The sequence below is a fragment of the Chromatiaceae bacterium genome (assembly GCA_016714645.1).
GTDB lineage: Bacteria > Pseudomonadota > Gammaproteobacteria > Chromatiales > Chromatiaceae > M0108.
The window spans coordinates 570,412-587,498 of sequence record JADKCI010000002.1 but is presented as its reverse complement, the minus strand read 5'-3'; the positions used below and the strand labels follow the sequence as shown (position 1 = coordinate 587,498).

At 65.4% G+C, this 17,087-nt stretch carries 19 protein-coding genes and 1 pseudogene; 8 read left to right on the top strand and 12 right to left on the bottom strand.

Annotated elements, in window-relative coordinates; genetic code table 11:
• Window positions 1–283: 283 nt before the first annotated feature.
• Window positions 284–1,233, bottom strand: a pseudogene (gene icd, locus IPN92_09625) (NADP-dependent isocitrate dehydrogenase).
• A 146-nt stretch (window positions 1,234–1,379) separates the two neighbouring features.
• Here icd and mnmA point away from each other — a divergent pair.
• The 3 genes from mnmA to IPN92_09610 all read left to right on the top strand — a co-directional run bounded on the left by mnmA (window position 1,380) and on the right by IPN92_09610 (window position 3,514).
• Entirely contained in the window at window positions 1,380–2,495 is a 1,116-nt protein-coding gene (gene mnmA / locus IPN92_09620; protein ID MBK8638519.1) for a tRNA 2-thiouridine(34) synthase MnmA, read from the top strand.
• A gap of 79 nt (window positions 2,496–2,574) precedes the next feature.
• Window positions 2,575–3,201, top strand: coding sequence for a high frequency lysogenization protein HflD (gene hflD, locus IPN92_09615; protein ID MBK8638518.1), 627 nt, complete (start codon window positions 2,575–2,577; stop codon window positions 3,199–3,201).
• A gap of 16 nt (window positions 3,202–3,217) precedes the next feature.
• Entirely contained in the window at window positions 3,218–3,514 is a 297-nt protein-coding gene (locus IPN92_09610; protein ID MBK8638517.1) for a hypothetical protein, read from the top strand.
• On the opposite strand, the gene folK is transcribed toward IPN92_09610, so the two are convergent.
• The gene (gene folK / locus IPN92_09605) at window positions 3,496–4,035 is read right to left on the bottom strand and encodes a 2-amino-4-hydroxy-6-hydroxymethyldihydropteridine diphosphokinase (protein ID MBK8638516.1); all 540 of its coding nucleotides are present in this window, start codon (window positions 4,033–4,035) and stop codon (window positions 3,496–3,498) included. The two genes, IPN92_09610 and folK, sit on opposite strands and share 19 nt — an antisense overlap.
• Complete coding sequence (folB, locus tag IPN92_09600) at window positions 4,028–4,393, bottom strand: dihydroneopterin aldolase (GenBank protein MBK8638515.1); 366 nt, start codon at window positions 4,391–4,393, stop codon at window positions 4,028–4,030. The genes folK and folB overlap by 8 nt, the downstream gene beginning before the upstream one ends.
• Between folB and queG the strand changes: the two genes are divergently transcribed.
• Entirely contained in the window at window positions 4,392–5,564 is a 1,173-nt protein-coding gene (queG, locus tag IPN92_09595; protein MBK8638514.1) for a tRNA epoxyqueuosine(34) reductase QueG, read from the top strand. The two genes, folB and queG, sit on opposite strands and share 2 nt — an antisense overlap.
• On the opposite strand, the gene orn is transcribed toward queG, so the two are convergent.
• Window positions 5,537–6,082, bottom strand: coding sequence for an oligoribonuclease (orn, locus tag IPN92_09590; protein MBK8638513.1), 546 nt, complete (start codon window positions 6,080–6,082; stop codon window positions 5,537–5,539). The two genes, queG and orn, sit on opposite strands and share 28 nt — an antisense overlap.
• A gap of 320 nt (window positions 6,083–6,402) precedes the next feature.
• On the opposite strand from orn, the gene IPN92_09585 reads away from it, so the two are divergent.
• Genes IPN92_09585 through IPN92_09575 form a run of 3 tightly spaced genes read left to right on the top strand, consistent with a single transcriptional unit; the run spans window position 6,403 to window position 8,198 of the window.
• Window positions 6,403–6,681, top strand: coding sequence for a cytochrome c (locus IPN92_09585; GenBank protein MBK8638512.1), 279 nt, complete (start codon window positions 6,403–6,405; stop codon window positions 6,679–6,681).
• Window positions 6,681–7,697: a ribosome small subunit-dependent GTPase A gene (rsgA, locus tag IPN92_09580; GenBank protein MBK8638511.1), complete on the top strand. Its 1,017-nt coding sequence runs from the start codon at window positions 6,681–6,683 to the stop codon at window positions 7,695–7,697. Before IPN92_09585 ends, rsgA begins: the two co-directional genes overlap by 1 nt.
• Before the next feature lie 36 nt (window positions 7,698–7,733).
• A complete protein-coding gene (locus tag IPN92_09575; protein MBK8638510.1) occupies window positions 7,734–8,198 on the top strand; it encodes an EVE domain-containing protein in 465 nt (154 codons plus the stop codon).
• 114 nt (window positions 8,199–8,312) lie between these two features.
• Here IPN92_09575 and IPN92_09570 read toward each other — a convergent pair whose 3' ends face one another.
• Together IPN92_09570 and IPN92_09565 are read right to left on the bottom strand one after the other, a co-directional pair.
• Window positions 8,313–8,669: a hypothetical protein gene (locus IPN92_09570; protein MBK8638509.1), complete on the bottom strand. Its 357-nt coding sequence runs from the start codon at window positions 8,667–8,669 to the stop codon at window positions 8,313–8,315.
• A gap of 102 nt (window positions 8,670–8,771) precedes the next feature.
• A complete protein-coding gene (locus IPN92_09565; GenBank protein ID MBK8638508.1) occupies window positions 8,772–9,278 on the bottom strand; it encodes a DOMON-like domain-containing protein in 507 nt (168 codons plus the stop codon).
• A 186-nt stretch (window positions 9,279–9,464) separates the two neighbouring features.
• On the opposite strand from IPN92_09565, the gene IPN92_09560 reads away from it, so the two are divergent.
• The gene (locus IPN92_09560; protein ID MBK8638507.1) at window positions 9,465–9,791 is read left to right on the top strand and encodes a tetratricopeptide repeat protein; all 327 of its coding nucleotides are present in this window, start codon (window positions 9,465–9,467) and stop codon (window positions 9,789–9,791) included.
• Between the two features lie 18 nt (window positions 9,792–9,809).
• On the opposite strand, the gene IPN92_09555 is transcribed toward IPN92_09560, so the two are convergent.
• The 6 genes from IPN92_09555 to IPN92_09530 form a co-directional block, all read right to left on the bottom strand.
• Complete coding sequence (locus IPN92_09555) at window positions 9,810–10,151, bottom strand: hypothetical protein (protein MBK8638506.1); 342 nt, start codon at window positions 10,149–10,151, stop codon at window positions 9,810–9,812.
• A 62-nt stretch (window positions 10,152–10,213) separates the two neighbouring features.
• Entirely contained in the window at window positions 10,214–11,251 is a 1,038-nt protein-coding gene (locus IPN92_09550; GenBank protein MBK8638505.1) for a carotenoid 1,2-hydratase, read from the bottom strand.
• 71 nt (window positions 11,252–11,322) lie between these two features.
• Window positions 11,323–13,881 (bottom strand): ABC transporter permease, encoded by a 2,559-nt coding sequence (locus IPN92_09545; GenBank protein ID MBK8638504.1) that lies wholly within the window; start codon window positions 13,879–13,881, stop codon window positions 11,323–11,325.
• Window positions 13,881–14,558: an ABC transporter ATP-binding protein gene (locus IPN92_09540; GenBank protein ID MBK8638503.1), complete on the bottom strand. Its 678-nt coding sequence runs from the start codon at window positions 14,556–14,558 to the stop codon at window positions 13,881–13,883. Before IPN92_09540 ends, IPN92_09545 begins: the two co-directional genes overlap by 1 nt.
• A gap of 84 nt (window positions 14,559–14,642) precedes the next feature.
• Complete coding sequence (gene bchE, locus IPN92_09535; GenBank protein ID MBK8638502.1) at window positions 14,643–16,340, bottom strand: magnesium-protoporphyrin IX monomethyl ester anaerobic oxidative cyclase; 1,698 nt, start codon at window positions 16,338–16,340, stop codon at window positions 14,643–14,645.
• A 104-nt stretch (window positions 16,341–16,444) separates the two neighbouring features.
• Window positions 16,445–17,086 (bottom strand): CBS domain-containing protein, encoded by a 642-nt coding sequence (locus IPN92_09530; protein ID MBK8638501.1) that lies wholly within the window; start codon window positions 17,084–17,086, stop codon window positions 16,445–16,447.
• Between the last annotated feature and the right edge of the window lies 1 nt (window position 17,087).

Here is a 17,087-nt window from a genome sequence, read left to right as displayed (position 1 = left end):
ACAACGTTTTGAAACCCGGGCAGACATTTGCGGGCGCCGTCGCGATGATCCCTTAAATATCAAACTGAAACTGTCCCCCGGCAACGCCGGGGGTTTCCCAAATGGAATACATTAGTCAAACAGTACAAACCCGGGCCACCGTCCCTTGGTCGTGCGGTTTTTTTCGCCCGCCGATGAATCAGTACAAGCGAGGGGGAAAATCCCGCCCTCCAGCCAAGGATAGGGCCATCTTCGTCTTCGGAAGCGGGGTGGCCGCCCCCAGGCCAGGCCGAGGCCCCAAGCCTCACCCCATATTAGCGATCACCGCCTCCCCAAAGGCCGAACAGCTGAGCTTGGTGGCCCCTGGCATTAAACGCTCCAGATCGTAGGTCACGGTCTTGGCCAGGATGGCGCCTTCCACGCCCTTGATAATGAGATCCGCCGCCTCGGTCCAGCCCAGGTGACGCAACATCATCTCGGCCGAGAGGATGATGGAACTCGGGTTGACCTGGTCCTTGCCAGCATACTTAGGCGCGGTGCCATGGGTCGCCTCGAACATGGCCACGGAATCCGACAGGTTGGCCCCGGGCGCCAGCCCAATGCCACCCACCTGCGCCGCCAGGGCATCGGAGATGTAGTCGCCGTTGAGATTGAGCGTGGCAATGACATCGTATTCCTTGGGCGCAGCAGAATCTGCTGCAGAAAGGCGTCGGCGATGACATCCTTGATGACGATCTCACGGCCGGTTTTGGGATTGGTCATGGCGCACCAGGGACCCCCATCGATCTCCTCGGCGCCAAATTCCTCCCTGGCCAGTGCGTAGCCCCAGGTCTTGAAGGCGCCTTCCGTGAACTTCATGATGTTGCCCTTGTGCACCAGGGTCACGGAGGCGCGATCGTTGTCAATGGCGTATTGGATCGCCTTGCGCACCAGGCGCTGGGTCCCCTCGGCGGAGACGGGCTTGACGCCAATGCCGGAGGTCGCGGGGAAGCGGATCTTGGTCACCCCCATCTCCTGCTGGAGGAAATCAATGACCTTGTTCACCTCCGGGGACCCCGCCTGCCACTCGATACCCGCATAGATGTCCTCGGAATTTTCGCGGAAGATCACCATATCGGTGTTTTCCGGCTCCTTGACCGGGCTGGGGGTGCCCTGGAAGTAGCGTACGGGCCGGAGACAGACGTAGAGATCCAGTTGTTGACGCAAGGCAACGTTGAGGGAGCGGATCCCACCACCCACGGGGGTGGTCAGGGGCGTAGGCCATGTTGTTTGTCTCTTTGGGTTGAAAAATGAGGTTAGTCTAGCACCCGACCCGGGGCTTGCGTACCGCTAGGCAAATAATATGCCCCCTTTCTCTATCCTATAAAAATATTATTAATCAATTATATAAATCAATGGAGATGCCCCCCCCGATAGCCCTTCATTCTGCCCCGTGCTCCGTCATGGTCGGCCTCTCGGGCGGCGTGGATTCATCGGTGGCGGCCCTGCTGCTGCTGGAACAGGGGCATCGGGTGGAAGGACTCTTCATGAAGAACTGGGAGGAAGATGACGCTGCCGGCTATTGCGCGGCGGCGGCGGATCTGAGGGATGCGATGGCGGTCGCGACCCGGCTTGGCATCCCCCTGGGTACCGTCAACTTTGCCACGGAGTATTGGGATCGGGTCTTTTCCGATTTCCTGGCGGAGTACCAGGCCAACCGAACCCCCAATCCGGATGTTCTGTGCAACCGCGAAATTAAATTCCGCGCCTTCCTGGATCATGCCCTGACCCTCGGCCTGCAGCGGATCGCCACCGGCCACTATGCCCGCCTGACCGAGGACACCCGGGGCTATCACCTCTGCCTGAGCCGCGATGCGGATAAGGACCAAACCTATTTCCTCCACCTCCTGGACCAGGAGCAGCTCGCCCACGCCCTCTTCCCCCTCGGGGAACTGAATAAGCAAGAGGTCCGCGCCTTGGCTCGGCGGGCCGGTCTGGCAAACGCGGCCAAAAAGGACAGCACCGGTATCTGCTTCATCGGCGAACGCCGTTTCAAAGACTTCCTCACCCGCTATGTCCCGCCTAACCCGGGTCCCATCGAGACACCGGAGGGGCAATGCCTCGGCGAGCACCCGGGGCTGGCCTATTTCACCCTCGGCCAGCGGCAGGGGCTCGGCATCGGTGGCCAGGCGGGGGGTCTGGAGGCCCCGTGGTTCGTGGCTGCCAAGGATGCGACCCGCAACAGCCTGATTGTGGTTCAGGGCCACGACCACCCCCTGCTGTTCAGCCGCCGCCTGATCGCCAGCCGGTTGCACTGGATCAGCGGTCAGCCGCCTCGCGACCCACCCTTCGCCTGCCAGGCCCGCCTGCGGCATCGCCAGGCCCTGCAAACCTGCCGGATCGAGGATCTCAGTGGGGATCGCGCCAGACTCAGCTTTGTCCAGCCCCAAAGGGCCGTCACCCCCGGCCAATCGGCGGTCATTTATTTAGGCGAGGAATGCCTGGGGGGTGGCATCATTGAGGCCACGGAACCCTGACCGGTGGCGAAGTGATCTTTACCCCGTTAGGATTCCACCGCCACGCTGGCCTTCTGATAGCTCGTAATTCGCCAAGCCCATGATCTACACCCTTCAAGACCGCCTCCTCGCCCTGGGGGCCATCTACCAAGCCAGTCTTTGTGTCCGCCGCATCGCCACCAAGGGCACGGTGGACACGGACCTCATGGAGCCCTGCATTCACAGTCTCTTTCAAACCGATGCCGGCTCCACCGCCGACATTTTCGGCCCCCCGGGGGCGCTAACCCCTGGCATCCGGGAACTGGCCAACCAACTCAGCGGTAAGACGCCCAAGGACCTGGAATTCACCCGCTACCTGCTCGCCCTCCTCAAGCTGGAGTCCGTGCTTACCGGTCGCCCTGACATGATCCAGCAGATTGCCCAAGGCATCGAGGGCGCCCGCGCCAAGCTGGTGCATTTCCCCATGCTGCACCCCAACCTACTGGCCCACCTGGCCGACATCTACAGTCAGACCGTCAGCCAGTTCCAGCCCCGCATCATGGTGAAGGGGGAGCCCAACTTTCTGCAAAACCCGGACAACCAGAACCGCATCCGATCCCTGCTGCTGGCCGGGATACGCGCCGCCTGGCTCTGGCGCCAGGTCGGCGGCAGCCGCTGGAAGATCGTCTTAGGGCGGGGCAAGCTGCTGGAGGCGGCCCATCATTACCTGCGCTTGAACACCCATTAAACCTGGAGCCCACGGCATGGCTAGGGACATCATCGGACACTGCTGGCACTGCGGCCGCGATCTTGCCACCTGCGACTATGGCCGCGAGGCCCTCTGTCTCGGTTGTGGCAAGCCCACCCGGGTCTGCCGCAATTGCCGCCACTTTGCCCCGGGCCGACCCAATGCCTGCCTGGAGCCCATGACCGACCTGGTGGCGGACAAGGAAAAGGCCAACTTCTGCGAACTCTTCGATCCCGCCGACTTAGCCACCACCGGCCAAGGCCCGTCCCGCGCCACCGACCTGCTCCAGCGCGCTCAGGACCTCTTCAAGTGATCCGGAGGAGAGACCGGGTTGGCCGGTTCCCCGGTCAGATCCAGAACCAGGGGCTCAAGGGTGAGCGCCTCCCCGCTAAAATCCCGCCACAGTTCGCCATAGGTGCGTCCGGTTGCTGGATGGAACTCCTCCCCGGCCACGTCCGCCAGGGGTTTGAGCACGAAGGCATAACGCAGGATCTCGTCGCGCGGCAAGTCATAGCCATCGATGAGACCCACGGCATCACCGTAGGTCAGCAGATCGATATCCAGGGTCCGAGGCGCGAACCTATTGGGGCCCCGGACCCGCCCCGCCGCACCCTCGATGGCGCGCAGGCAGCCAATCAGGGCCGCCACGGACTCCGCCGTTTGGAAGCCAACCACCAGATTCAGAAAGGGCTCACCCACGAAACCCACCGCAGGGGTCTCGTAAACCGGGGAGAGCACCAGCTCGCCATAATGCCGGCGCAGGGCGCCAATGGCGGCTCGCAAGGATGACTCCCGGTCCAGATTGCTCCCCAGACCTAGCCAGACCCTAGGCACCGCCAGGCCGCTCCCCGCGTTCAATGATGACGCCCACGTCCGCCGCGCCGCTGACAGCGCCAATCTTATTGACGCTGAGCCGCAACCAGGGAATGCCAAACTCCTCGCGCAGCAGCGCCGCGCAGCGCTCCGCCAGGGTCTCCACCAGTTCGAAGCGGCTCTCGGCCACGAATTCCTTGAGGCGCTTGGATACCCGCTTGTAGTCCAGGGCATCCTCGATGCGATCCGTGGCCGCCCCCCGGGCCACGTCCGCGCCCATCTCCAGATCCAGCACCACGGGCTGTTTGATCTGCTTTTCCCAATCGTAGATACCGATGGTAGTCTCGATGCGCAACCCGCTCAGGAACACGATATCCATGACGCCCCCTCTTTCGACTAAAGAAACCACTACCCTCCGCCGCCCTGGTCGGGCAGCCGAGAACCATTACCACCCCGCGCCGCCATCAGACCCAGGACCCCTTAAGGACGCTGATCTGGCGTTAATCGCCGAGCGCATCAAGAAATGGGGCCGGGAATTGGGATTCCAGCAGGTCGGCATCACCGGCATCGACCTGGCCGAGGACGAGGCCCGGCTGTTGGCCTGGCTCGAACAAGGCCGCATGGGCGAGATGGATTACCTGGTCCGCCACGGCGTCAAGCGCGCCCGGCCCGCGGAGCTGGTGCCCGGCACCCTGCGCGTCCTCTCCGCGCGGATGGACTATCTCCCCGAGGCCCAGGACCGCCTGCGCGAGCACCTGGAGGAACCGACCACGGCCTTCATCTCCCGCTACGCCCTGGGCCGGGACTATCACAAGCTGATGCGCACCCGCCTGCAACGCCTGGCCGAGCGCATCACCGCCGAAATCGGCCCCTTTGGCCACCGCGCCTTCGTCGATTCCGCCCCGGTGCTGGAGAAGGCCCTGGCCCACAAAGCCGGCCTGGGCTGGATCGGCAAACATACCAACCTGATCAACCGCCAGGCCGGCTCCTGGTTTTTTCTCGGCGAACTCTTCGTCGATTTACCGCTACCGCCGGATACACCGGCCACTCATCACTGCGGGCGGTGCCAGGCCTGCCTGGACGTCTGCCCGACCGGCGCCATTCTGGCGCCCTACCAGCTCGACGCCCGCCGCTGTATCTCCTATCTCACCATCGAACTGAAGGGCCCCATCCCCGCACCCCTGCGGCCCTTGATGGGCAACCGGATTTATGGCTGCGATGACTGCCAGTTGGTCTGCCCCTGGAACCGCTTCTCCCGGCTCACCCGGGAGGGGGATTTCCACCCCCGCCAGGGCCTGGAAGCCGCCACCCTCATCGCCCTCTTCGCCTGGGACGAGGCGGAGTTCCTGCACCGCACCGCGGGCAGCGCCATCCGCCGCATCGGGCATCCCCGCTGGCTGCGCAATCTCGCCGTCGCCCTAGGCAATGCCCCGCCCTCCCCCGCCGCCATCGCGGCACTGGAGGGACGACGCGATCATGCCAGCGAACTGGTCCGCGAGCACGTCGTCTGGGCCCTGGCCCGTCAGAGCCGCAGCAGGTGCTCCCGATAGTGCCGGAGTTCGGCGATGGATTCGCGAATATCGTCCATGGCGCGGTGGGCCGATTGCTTTTTGAAGGCGTCCGCCACCGCCGGCGCCCAGCGCTGCGCCAGGATCTTGAGGCTGCTCACGTCCAGATTGCGGTAATGGAACCAGGCCTCCAGCTGGGGCATGGACCCGGCAAGAAAACGCCGGTCCTGGCAGATGCTGTTGCCGCAGAGGGGCGACTTGCCCGCCGGCACCCATGCCGCGAGAAACGCCAGGGTTTCGAGTTCCGCCCCTGCCTCGTCCCGATCGCTGGCCCGAACCCGCTGCAACAGGCCAGAGGCCCCATGGTGTTCCCGGTTCCAATCGTCCATGGCCGCCAGCACCACCTCGGGCTGATGGATGGCAATGACCGGCCCCTCCGCCAGGACCTCCAGGTGGGTGTCGGTAACGAGGGTAGCGATCTCGAGGATCCGATCCTGTGCTGGTTCCAGACCCGTCATTTCCAGGTCCAGCCAAACCAAATGGTTGTCGTCGGGTTTCATGCTGTCTTGTATCGCGCTGAGAAAGGCCTCAGTTTATACCCAGCGAGGCCACTCGCGGCATATCGCGGGAGGGCCGGGTGGGGGCTGGCGGGGGTGTCGACAGCAGGGATGCTGTGTCGTCAAGCCTACAGGGAGGTAATCACGGCGCCCCCCGCCAGACACCACCCGGCCCGGGAAACCGAAAAACCGGGTGTCTCGGGTATAACCTCAACCTTGCCGTCCCGCCCCTGGCCACATGCTACCGGCAGCCATTCCCGATATCGGCACCCCGACAAAATGGCATAGAATCCCAACGACATCCCTTTCCCGGAGACCCACCCATGCACCCACGCCTGATTTTACTGTCACTCGGCCTCGCCACCGCCCTCCCGGTCCTGGCCGGCGAGGACAAGGACGTCACCGACCTCTACCAATTCAACTGCACCTCCTGCCATGGCGCCGAGGTCTATACGCGCACCGATCGCAAGGTGACCTCCCTGGCCAGTCTGGAGTCGCAAGTCCGGCGCTGCGAGCAGTCCCTGGGGCTCAAATGGTTCGACGAAGAGATCACCGACATGGCGGCCTACCTGAACACGCACTACTACAAATTCAAACCCTGATGCCGGGCCGCCGGCTCTCGGATCGCCAGAAGGCGCGCATCCTCAACCTTCAGGACCAGCGGCGCCAACGGCTGGACGAGCGCGCCGAACAGGTCCTGGCGACCTGCGAGATCGACCAGCCTCGCCACGGCCTTGTGGTGGTGCGTCATGGGGCCGACCTGGCCGTGGAGGACGAGGCGGGCCAGGTCTGGCATTGTCTGGCGCGTCAGAACATGGGCCATCCCGTCTGCGGCGACCGGGTGGTTTGGCAGGCCAGTGGCCCGGATCGCGGCGTGGTCACCGCCATTCAGGCGCGTACGACGGTCCTGGCCCGTCCGGATTACAGCGGCCGCGACAAAGCCCTGGCGGCCAACCTGACCCAACTGGTGGCCATCCTCGCCCCCCGGCCCGAGCCCAGCACCTACCTGCTCGACCAATACCTGGCCGCCGCCGAACGCCTGGGCGTCAAGGCCCTGATCGCCTGCAACAAAACCGACCTGCTGGATGCCCAGGGCCGGACCACCATGGCCAGCCTGCTGGCCCCTTACGAGCGGATCCGCTACCCCCTGGTCTGGTTAAGCCTGCTCGACGACCCGGACCTGAGACCCCTGGCGGCCCAACTGGCGGGGGAGACCAACATCCTGGTGGGCCAATCGGGGGTGGGCAAGTCGTCCCTGGTCAAGGCCCTGCTGCCGGATCTCGACATCCAGATCGGACGCCTGTCCCTGGCCACCGGACTGGGCCGGCACACCACCTCCACTACCACCTGTTACCACCTGCCGGGTGGGGGCCATCTCATCGACTCCCCCGGGGTACGCAGCTTCCGGCTGACCCTGGACGATCAGGCCGATCTGGAGCATGGCTTCCGGGACATTGCCCCCCTCATCGGGCATTGTCGCTTCGCGAACTGCAACCACGACCGGGAGCCCGGCTGCGCCCTCAAGGGTGCCGTGGCGGGAGGGGAGCTCAATCCGGAGCGGCTGGCGAACTTCCTGCACATGAGCGCCACCCTGGAGCGATCCAGCGCGTGGCGCTAATACCACGAACCCCATGTTTAACTGAGAGAACTAATCATGGCCTACTGGCTGATGAAATCAGAGCCCCATGTCTTCGGCATCGACCACCTGGTCGCCGCTCCGGGCCAGACCGAACCCTGGGACGGGGTGCGCAACTATCAGGCGCGCAACATGATGCGTGACGAGATGAAGGTGGGCGACCCGGTCTTCTTTTACCACTCCAACTGCGCAGAGCCCGGCATCGTCGGCCTCATGGAGGTGGCGCGGGAGGCCTACCCCGACCACACCGCCTTCGATCCCGAGGCCAAGTATTTCGACCCCAAGAGCGACCCAGACAAGCCGCGCTGGGTCATGGTAGAGGTGCGCTATGTGCGCCATCTGCGGCGCAACATCACCCTGGCCGAACTCAAGGCCCATGCCGATGGCCCCCTGGCGGGCATGCCCCTGGTGCGCCAGGGCAACCGACTCTCCGTCATGCCGGTGACCCCGGAACAGTGGGATTTCATCCTATCCCTGGAATAGCCGCCTGGGACGTCCAGAATCGCGAACAGCCCCGCTTATCCCAGGATGGGAGCCCCTTCCTGGCTGGCGAGCCCAGCGAGGCGGCGTTCACCGGGGCACTGGATACTGGTCCGGCTACAGGAGACGAATCACCGCCTCCCGTTGCAGGCCCAAGGCTTGAATGCCGAGCTTGAGGGCCTGCTCGGCGAAGGTCTCCAGATCGCCCCAGCGATCATCGCTATCCATGACCTCGGACAGGGTCTCGTTGACGAGGCGCAGGCGATAACGGCCCAGGTCCGCCTCGCGCGGGGGACTCAGCTCGGACAAGACATAGAGGGACGGCTCCGCCTTGCCCAGGGCGACGAAGGCGAGGATGTAACGAAAGGCCCGGGCATCCCCACTCTCGATCTCTCCCAGCAGACTGGCGGCATGATCGCCGATCTGGTAGCGGCGTTTGGGAATGGCGGTACGGATGATGGGTTTGTCCTGCATGTTCGGCTCCCCCGAAGTTGAATGGCGCCAATCTGGTGGCGGCGAGGCTGAATCCAAAGCCACCCGGACCGGGGCAAGCTCCCACTCTGTTCCAGCCCGGCGCTATTGACCAGGCCCTGACCAGGTCACCACCCGCCCCCCCGGGTGATGGAAATCCGGCTGGGGGCAAGGATGGGCCAGTGCCCAGTAGGTGAGACCGCCCCGCCTATCCTCGACCACGGTCGCCAGCCCCAGGAGCAGAGCCGCGCCAGGCGGTCGCCTGGGCAGCAGATCCACGGGAATACGGGCGCGTAGGCACCAGGCGTGGCGGCGACGTTCGCACCGGACGCCGGGAGCGCCCCCCTCACCCTCGACTTGGGGTTGAGGCACAGGCACCCGCTCATCGGCAAAGTCATAAAGCGCCCAGGCCCCCGAAGGAGAAAAATTGAACTCACGGTAAGCCGTCTCCCCCGCCAGGCCGATGAAGGCCTCGCAGCAGCTATGCCGCCAGAGCCCATCCTGGCGGCCCGGATTGGTCCGGGGCGGCATGGCCAGGGCCCCTCGCGGCGCCCGAAGCTGGTAATCGAGCCGGAGGGCGCCATCCCCGGCCCAGATCAATTTGACGCGCAAGCGCCAAGTCCCCGGCGCCGGGGAGGCGGGATGGCAGACCAGCGTCCGCCAGGGCACGGCGCCCGGCACACCCCGGTCTCGCCCTGGGCACCCTGCCCGCCCCCGAAATTTAGCCAGCCCTCTTGTGCGCCGGATCGCCACAACCCACCTCTTGCGATTCATATTTCATCCCTTCGGGAGACGCCCATGACCACTGTCACCAACCTGGAGGCCCTGCTTGCCAAGGGACCGGATAACGCCCTGCTGCGGTACAGCCTCGGCAATGAATATCTCAAGCTTGGGGATCTGGAAAGGGCCATCGAGCACCTGGCCACGGCGACCCGACTCGACCCGCGTTACTCCGCCGCCTGGAAGCTTCACGGCAAGGCCCTCCAGGCCAGCGGCCGCCCCGCGAAGGCGATTGCCGTCCTGAATCAAGGCATCGCCGTTGCCGAGGCTAGAGGCGACATCCAGGCCGCCAAGGAGATGGGCGTCTTCCGCAAGCGGGCACTGAAGGCCCTGGCATCCTCCTAAATCCAAAATTTAACCGGATCAATCCAGGAGGCTAAGGCGCGCCATCCCAGTCTCGCGATGGATGGTGACCTCGATCTGGGCATATTCAGGCAAAGGCTCCAGGGGTGTCGGATCGTCCGCACACTGACAGCCGCCTAGGAGGCTGGTGAAAAAGACCCCCACCCGTGCCTCCAGGCCGTCCTCCGTCTCCGCCGTCGTCAGGACCATGACCTGGAAGGGCTCCGCCGTCACCTGACTCCCCTGCGTCAGGGCCTGTTGCAAGGGCAGACCCGCGGCATCCAGGCCCTCCAGGGCCCGCTTCAGGGCGGCCTCGCGCCCGGGCGTGTCCCAGGCGGCCAAGATCTCTCTCAAGTCAATCATGTCCCCGCAAGCTCCTACTTTATCCCGGCGATCAAGGCCAATTTCCGGCGGGGCCAAGGCGGTCAATACCCCGTCATCTCCAGATAGCCGCGGCCGATTTCCCGGTCCGCCGCCATGAGGCGGACCGCGCCTTCCCAGTAAACGACCCCGGTGGACTGGCGGCCATCCAACTCTTGGTCATCCATCAGGGGCAGGAGTTCCCAGGAGCGTCCATCGATCTCCAGACCCCACGCGACCGGATATGACTTACCCGTGCGCGGCGACTGCCAGCGGCGTTGGGGGTGAAACCGGACCTGCTCGGGCGTCAGGTGCCGTGCGCTGGCGCTCCCCTCGCGCAGAGTACCGGCGCTCCAGATGACCGAACCGTCGGCATGGCGCATCTGGAAGGCCATCAGGGAACCGCCATCATGCAGATTGATGCCGATCCAGTCCCAGCCCTGGGCCTCCTCGGACAGCAGTTCGCTGGACCATTCATGATCCAGCCAGGCCCGTCCGGTGACCGGGCGCTCCTCGGCGTTCAGGCGCATCCGGCCCCTGACGGCGACTTGGGGGCGGCTGTAATAAAAGCTGGCATGGTGGGGATCCGGGGTCTTCTGGCTGAAGCCCTCGCGACCATTGAGGACAGGGGGACCGGCGGGGATCAGCTCGAGGTCGAGCGCGAAGGCTTCGGTCTCGATCCGCGCCTGATACCGGTCCCCGTCCAGGGCCAGCGCCCAATCCTTGATCCAGGCATGGGTCCGCTCGGGTGCCGCGCCAGCGAGGGGCTCCAGGCCGCGCTCGGCCCGCTCGGCATGGAGCAGATGGCCGGTGGCCGGGTCAGCGATGGCGGCATGGGCCAGAATCAACTGACGTGGCGCGAAGCGGCTGGGATTATCCGCGCCGATACCGGTGGCGACCCGAAAGAAGGTCACCTGAAAACCCCGCTCGGCGCCAGCCTCATCGGTCAGCCAGCCGGTGATATACCACCATTCCGTCCGGTAGTCCGGGTGGGCGCCGATATCGGCGGGAAAGACCAGGCGCCGACCTTCTATCACCGGGGTAAAGTCGCTCGCCTGGAGGGCCGGAATCAGCATCAGGCTCAGAAAAATGCCCAGGGCCATACCCAGACGCGGGGCGGGACGGGGCCAGCCCCACCCAGGGTAGCGACGACCGCCGGGCGGAACCGGCCTCTTCACCAGTCCTCCCGAACCGCCAGGACCGCATCCTGCCGCATCGCCTGACGGCCGGAGAGCCGGGCGGCCAGGGCCGCGAGCAGGATCATGGCGAAACTGAAGACCAGCAGTACACCCAGGGGCCATTGCATATCCATGCTCCAGTGGAAACTCTGACGATTGATAACCTCGATCAGGATCCAGGCGATGGCCGCGCCCGCGACCAGGCCGATCACCACGCCGACCGCGGCGGTCAGGGCCGCCTCGGTGGCCAGCAGGGTCCCGATCTGGCACCGCCTCAGGCCGAGATGGCGCAGGATGCCCAGTTCCTTACGCCGACTGGTGGCCAGAGCGGCAAAGCTGGTGCTGATCCCAAAGAGCCCGATCATGACCGCAACCGCCTCCATCAGGTAGGTTACCAGGAAGGTGCGATCGAAGACCCCGAGGATCATGGCGCGCAGCTCCCCCGGCAGGACCATCTCGCTCACCTCCGTGCCGAGCAGAACACGGATCGCGCTCATCACCCCCGAGGGGTCAGTCCCGGCGGCCAGAAAGAGCCCGAGATCGTTGATGCGCCCATCCCCGGTCAGCCTCCGAAAGGTTTCCAGTTCGATGACGACGGCCCCCTGCTGGCGGGCATAGTCCCGCCAGATGCCGGCGACACGAAAGACCTGGACTTGCTCGCCTAGGGGCAGCGAAAGGGGATCGGCGACCCCGAGGCCCCGTCGATCAGCCACCGCCTCCGAGATCCAGGCCGGCGGGTTCGTGCCGGGTCCCAAGTCCGGAGCGGTGGTGCCGGCCACCAGCGGCAGGCCCAGGCTATCCGTGACGTGACGGGCGATGAGCGCGATCGCCTCGCCGCCTTCGGCACTGCGCAGGCTCTCGAAGCGCACGGGGCGCACCGCCGTCACCCCTGGCAGTTGGCCCACTCGGTCCACCCAGGCGGGTTCCAGATAGCCGCTACTACCCGCGGCGGCCGCGCGCAGATAGAGATCGGCGGGCAGCATCTGGGTCAGCCAGTCGTCCAGCGAACCTCGGAAGGAGCTGACCATGATGGCCATGGAGACCGCCAGGGCGACGCTGGCCACCACCCCGGCGCCCGCCACCACCGCCTGTCCGGGCGCCGCGGCAAGACGCGCCCGCGCCAGTCGCATCAGTATCCCCCGGCCCCCCGCCAGGGGACGCATGGCCCAGGGGGTGACCCCCGGCAAGGCCATCACGGCCCCCACCAGGATCAGGGCCACCGCCAGATAGCCGCCCAGGGGCAGGCCATCGAGCGGCGGGAGAAGACAACAGAGGGCCGCCAGGGCGAAGAGGCTCAGGGTCAGGCCCCAGCGCGGGGGTGCCTGGTAGGCCTCGGCCTCGTCACCTGCCCGCAGGCCCCGGGCGGGGATCAGCCGCGCGGCCTCGCGCGCTGGCAGCCAGGCCCCGGCCAGCCCCGCGCCAATCCCCAGGACCAGATAGGCGAGGATCAGGCCGGGCTCCCACTGGAGTTGCGGGGCCAGGCCCCGAAAGTAACCGGCCCCCAAATCGCCGCCAATCAACCGGAAGGCCAGGGCGGTCAGCCCATGGGCCAGGACCACGCCAATAAGTCCGCCAACCAGCCCCAGCAGGGCCCCCTCGGCCAGCAGACCACGCCGCAGTCCGGCACGATCCAGGCCAAGGGCCCGCAAAAAGGCAAATTCCTGCCGCCGTCGTACCACCGCGAGCCACTGGGCGGAAAAGACCAGGAAGCCCCCGGTCAAGAGGGCGATGGCCGCCAGCATAGTTAGATTGACCCGGTAGGCGCGGGACAGACTCTGGATCTCGGACTGGGCGTCGGCCGGGGTGCGGAGGCTGACACCCGGGGGCAGCAGCGCGCTCAGGGTTTGACGGGCCCGATCCCTATCGGTACCGGGGGCGAGACGTATATCGATCCGGCTCAGGCGACCGATCCGCTCAAAGGTCTGCTGAGCAGCGGCAATATCCATCACGGCCAGCACCTGACCAACACCCGCGGCGGGTACCGAGCCGGCGAGGCGTAGTCCCACCTCGCGGGTGCCAATCTGCACCTTCAGGATGGCCCCGCTGGCCAGGGCGAGTTGGGTCGCGGCGGCGGGGCTCGCAAAGAGGGCATCGGGCTTGAGGGCGTCCAGCCGGAAATCGCCCCGGGCCGTGGGTACGATCCGGTCGGAGGTTGCCTCTCCCCCCGCCGGGGCCTCGGCCAGGGGCAGCAAGGAGGGAGTGACGCGAGCGGCGCGAAAGAGGTCGATGCCGAGGATGCGCAGGCTGGTGGTTCGACCAGGCAAGCGGGCCTCGATTTCCAGCAGAGGGCTGGCCTCGGACACCTCCGGGCGCTGGGCCAACAGCGGATAAAGGCCATCATCAAAGCCACTCTGGGGCCCCACGACCTGCAGATCGGCCTCCCCGCTAATCAAGCGCATACCGCGCCCGAATTCATCCAGGGCCGCGGCATGGATGAGTTGCACTGCCAACCCCAGCGCCACCCCCAGGGCAATAGCCAATAGCGACAGGCTGGTGGCCAGGCGCCGTCGCCACAGGCTGCCCAGAAAGACATGCCTCGATAGGGCGCCCAGCATCATGTCCCACCGGGCTCCTCGACCAAACCGAGGGGGGTCAGGCGCAGGATGCGATTGGCATAGGACGCCGCCAGCCGTGAGTGGGTGACCAGGATACCCATGGCACCGCTAGTCCGGATGCCCTCGAATAGGAGTTCCAGCACCCCCAGGGCCCGGGCGGGATCGAGGTTGCCCGTGGGCTCATCGCACAGCACCAGCTTCGGCTCATGGACCAGGGCGCGGGCGATGGCCACCCGCTGCATCTCCCCGCCCGAGAGGTGGCGCGGCCAGTCATCGGCGCGGTGGCCAAGGCCGACCCGTTCGAGCAGGGCGCGGGCGCGGGCGGCGGCGCTGGCCTCGTCCTGTTCCAGCAACCAGAGTGGCAGGGCGACGTTCTGAGCGAGTGTCAAATGCGGCAGCAGGTGAAAGGCCTGGAACACGAAGCCGAAGTCCCGCCGCCGCAGCCGCGCGAAGGCATCCTCGTCCAGGGTCGTCAGTTCCCGGTCCCACAGTTGGATGCGTCCCCCATCGACGGGCTCCAGGCCCGCGATGCAGTTGAGGAAGGTTGATTTCCCAACCCCTGACTCGCCCATGATCGCCACGGACTCGCCCGGGGCCAGCCGCAGGGAGACCCGCTCGAAGAGGGCCTGCTCGCAGGAGATATCAAAACGTTTCGAGAGATTGTCGATGGCAAGCATGCTGGCTTCCCTGCTCAGCGATGGCGCCGGGCCCTGTCAGCCGGCCAGTCGCCGACAGGTGCCACCGGACATCGCGAGGAAGAGTCAGGGTCGGTCCTGGCCGTGGATGGATACATGAGCCGTGAACTGAACCGCCACGCCCGGGGGCGGCATGGAGACACCGACCGTGGACGGCTTGACCAGCAAGGCCTCGAGGGCATCGTCATCGAGTTGTTCCTTACCACCCCCGCAGGCCATGATCTCGGCCTGGACGTCACCCTTGATCTTGCGACTGTGCTTGGCCTTCCAGTCCGTGCCGCCCTCGGCTACCCGGGTGCGGCTGGTGTCGAAGTGGAAGTCCACCTTCTTCTTGGACTGGGGACCCCAGTAATTGACCTTGCCCAGATCATAGAACTTACGCTGGAAACCGGCCTTGAGGAAGGCCTTGAGACAGCCGAGCAGGTAACGCCGCCGTTGCCCGGTACCGGCCCAAGGGTAGGAAAAAAAGGCCTTGTGCATGTAGAAGCGGCGATAGTTATGCATCACCCGGTCCAGGAGTTCCCCGCGCTCCATGGCCTCGGGCTTGATGATGGGGGTGACGAAGTTGTACTTCTCGTAGTCGAAGATCTCGACCTTGTCGCCCAGTTCCCGGAAAAGGTCGGTGAAGGGCCAGGGCGTGTACATGGCCCAGTTAGCCAGGTCCGGATTCCAGTCCCGGGCCATCTGGTAGGTCTCCTCCAGGGTCTCCCTGGTCTCGTTCTCAAGACCAACGATGAACTGGGCCTCGGTCAGGATGCCGGCATCGCGCAGCAGGCCAATGGCGCGCTTGTTATCCGCGATGGTGGTCTCCTTGTGGAAGCGATCCAGCTTCAACTGGGCCGCCGCCTCGGTGCCCAGGGAAACATGGATGAGGCCGGCCTTGCGATAGAGCGGCAGCACGTCCTCGTCGCGCAGGATATCGGTCACCCGGGTATTGATGCCCCAGAGGATGCCGAGATCCCGAGCGATCAGCTCTTCGCAGAAAGCGATGAATTTCTTACGATTGATGGTAGGCTCCTCATCCGCCAGGATGAAGAAACCGACGTTATGGTCACGGATCAGGGTCTCGATCTCATCCACGACCTTATTGGGGTCACGGATGCGATAGTCGCGCCAGAACTTCCACTGGGAGCAAAAGGAGCAGGTGTAGGGACAACCGCGGGCCATGTTGGGGATGGCCACCCGCTTGTTGAGGGGGATGTAGATGTATTTTTCCCACTCCAGCACCCCCCAGTCCGGGGTAATTGCGTCCAGATTCTTGATGGTGGGTGCCGCCGGGGTGGCGATGATCTGGCCATCTTTCTGATAGGCGATGCCTTGAACCTGGTCGCGACCGGCGGGCCAGCGTCCCTCGTCCACCGCGCGCACCAGGTTGACGATGATCTCCTCCCCCTCGCCCCGGACGATGGCATCGATCCAGGGGGCCTCGCCCAACACCTGCTGATACATGAAGGTGGCGTGGATACCGCCCAGCACGGTCACTGCCTGGGGGCAGACTTCCCGCGTGATCTCCAGCACGCGTTGGGCCTTGTAGATGGAGGGGGTGATGGCGGTGCAGCCCACCAGGTCAGGCTGGGCCTCGCGCAAAATATCCCGTACCTGATCCTCGGACAGATCATTGGTCATGGCATCCACGAAGCGGATGTCATCATAGCCCGAGGACTTGAGGGCGCCGCTCAGATAGGCGACCCAGGCCGGTGGCCAGTTACCGGCGATCTCCGCGCCGCCAGAGTGATAATTGGGATGAATGAAGAGGATACGCATCGATCGGGCTCCCGGCGAATGGTGTGACTGTCAGGCAAGGTTGACATGCCGTATATCCTACCACTTTGACACTCTTCACACCCAGCCTCGGTGCGGAGGCGAATTCAGTCTGCCTGGGGGTGTGGTACGGCGGCCCCGAAGGCGTGGATCAGGTCCTTGCGGGCCAGCATCCCGAGCAGCCGACCCATGCCGTCGACCACCGGCATGCCCCGCCCGCCATGGCGTGCAAAAGCACGGGCCATGACCGGCAGGGTGGCGTCGTCCGGCAGGGTCAGGGCCGGGCTGGTCATGACGTCCGACACCCGGACCCCGCTGCAGCAGCGTTTCAGGGCCTCGGGCTCCCGCCCCAGGTGCGCCAACAGGGCCAGAATCGCATCCACGCCCAGGTGGCGCAGGACGTCGGTCTCGGACAGGAGGCCGATGACCCGGTCCTGGGCGTCCACCACGGCGGCGGACTTGACGCCGGCTGCGGCCAGTTGGTCCACCGCCACGCTCAGGGGTTGCTCGGGCACCAAGGCTGGGCCCTCGGCGTGCATCAGGGCCCGGGCCATGGGGTTGCCCGCCAGGCGGGTAAGGGCGTGGCTGACGGAGGCGCGATAGAGTTCCTGGAAATCCCCGGGGCTGATGTCCAGGTACCCCTGGATGTCACGCATGGCCTCCATCACGTCGAGTTCGGCGAGGTCCGGCAGCAGCTCCGATAGAGGGTCGTCGATCCCTTCGGGAGAAACTGAAGGATGGTGGGCCATG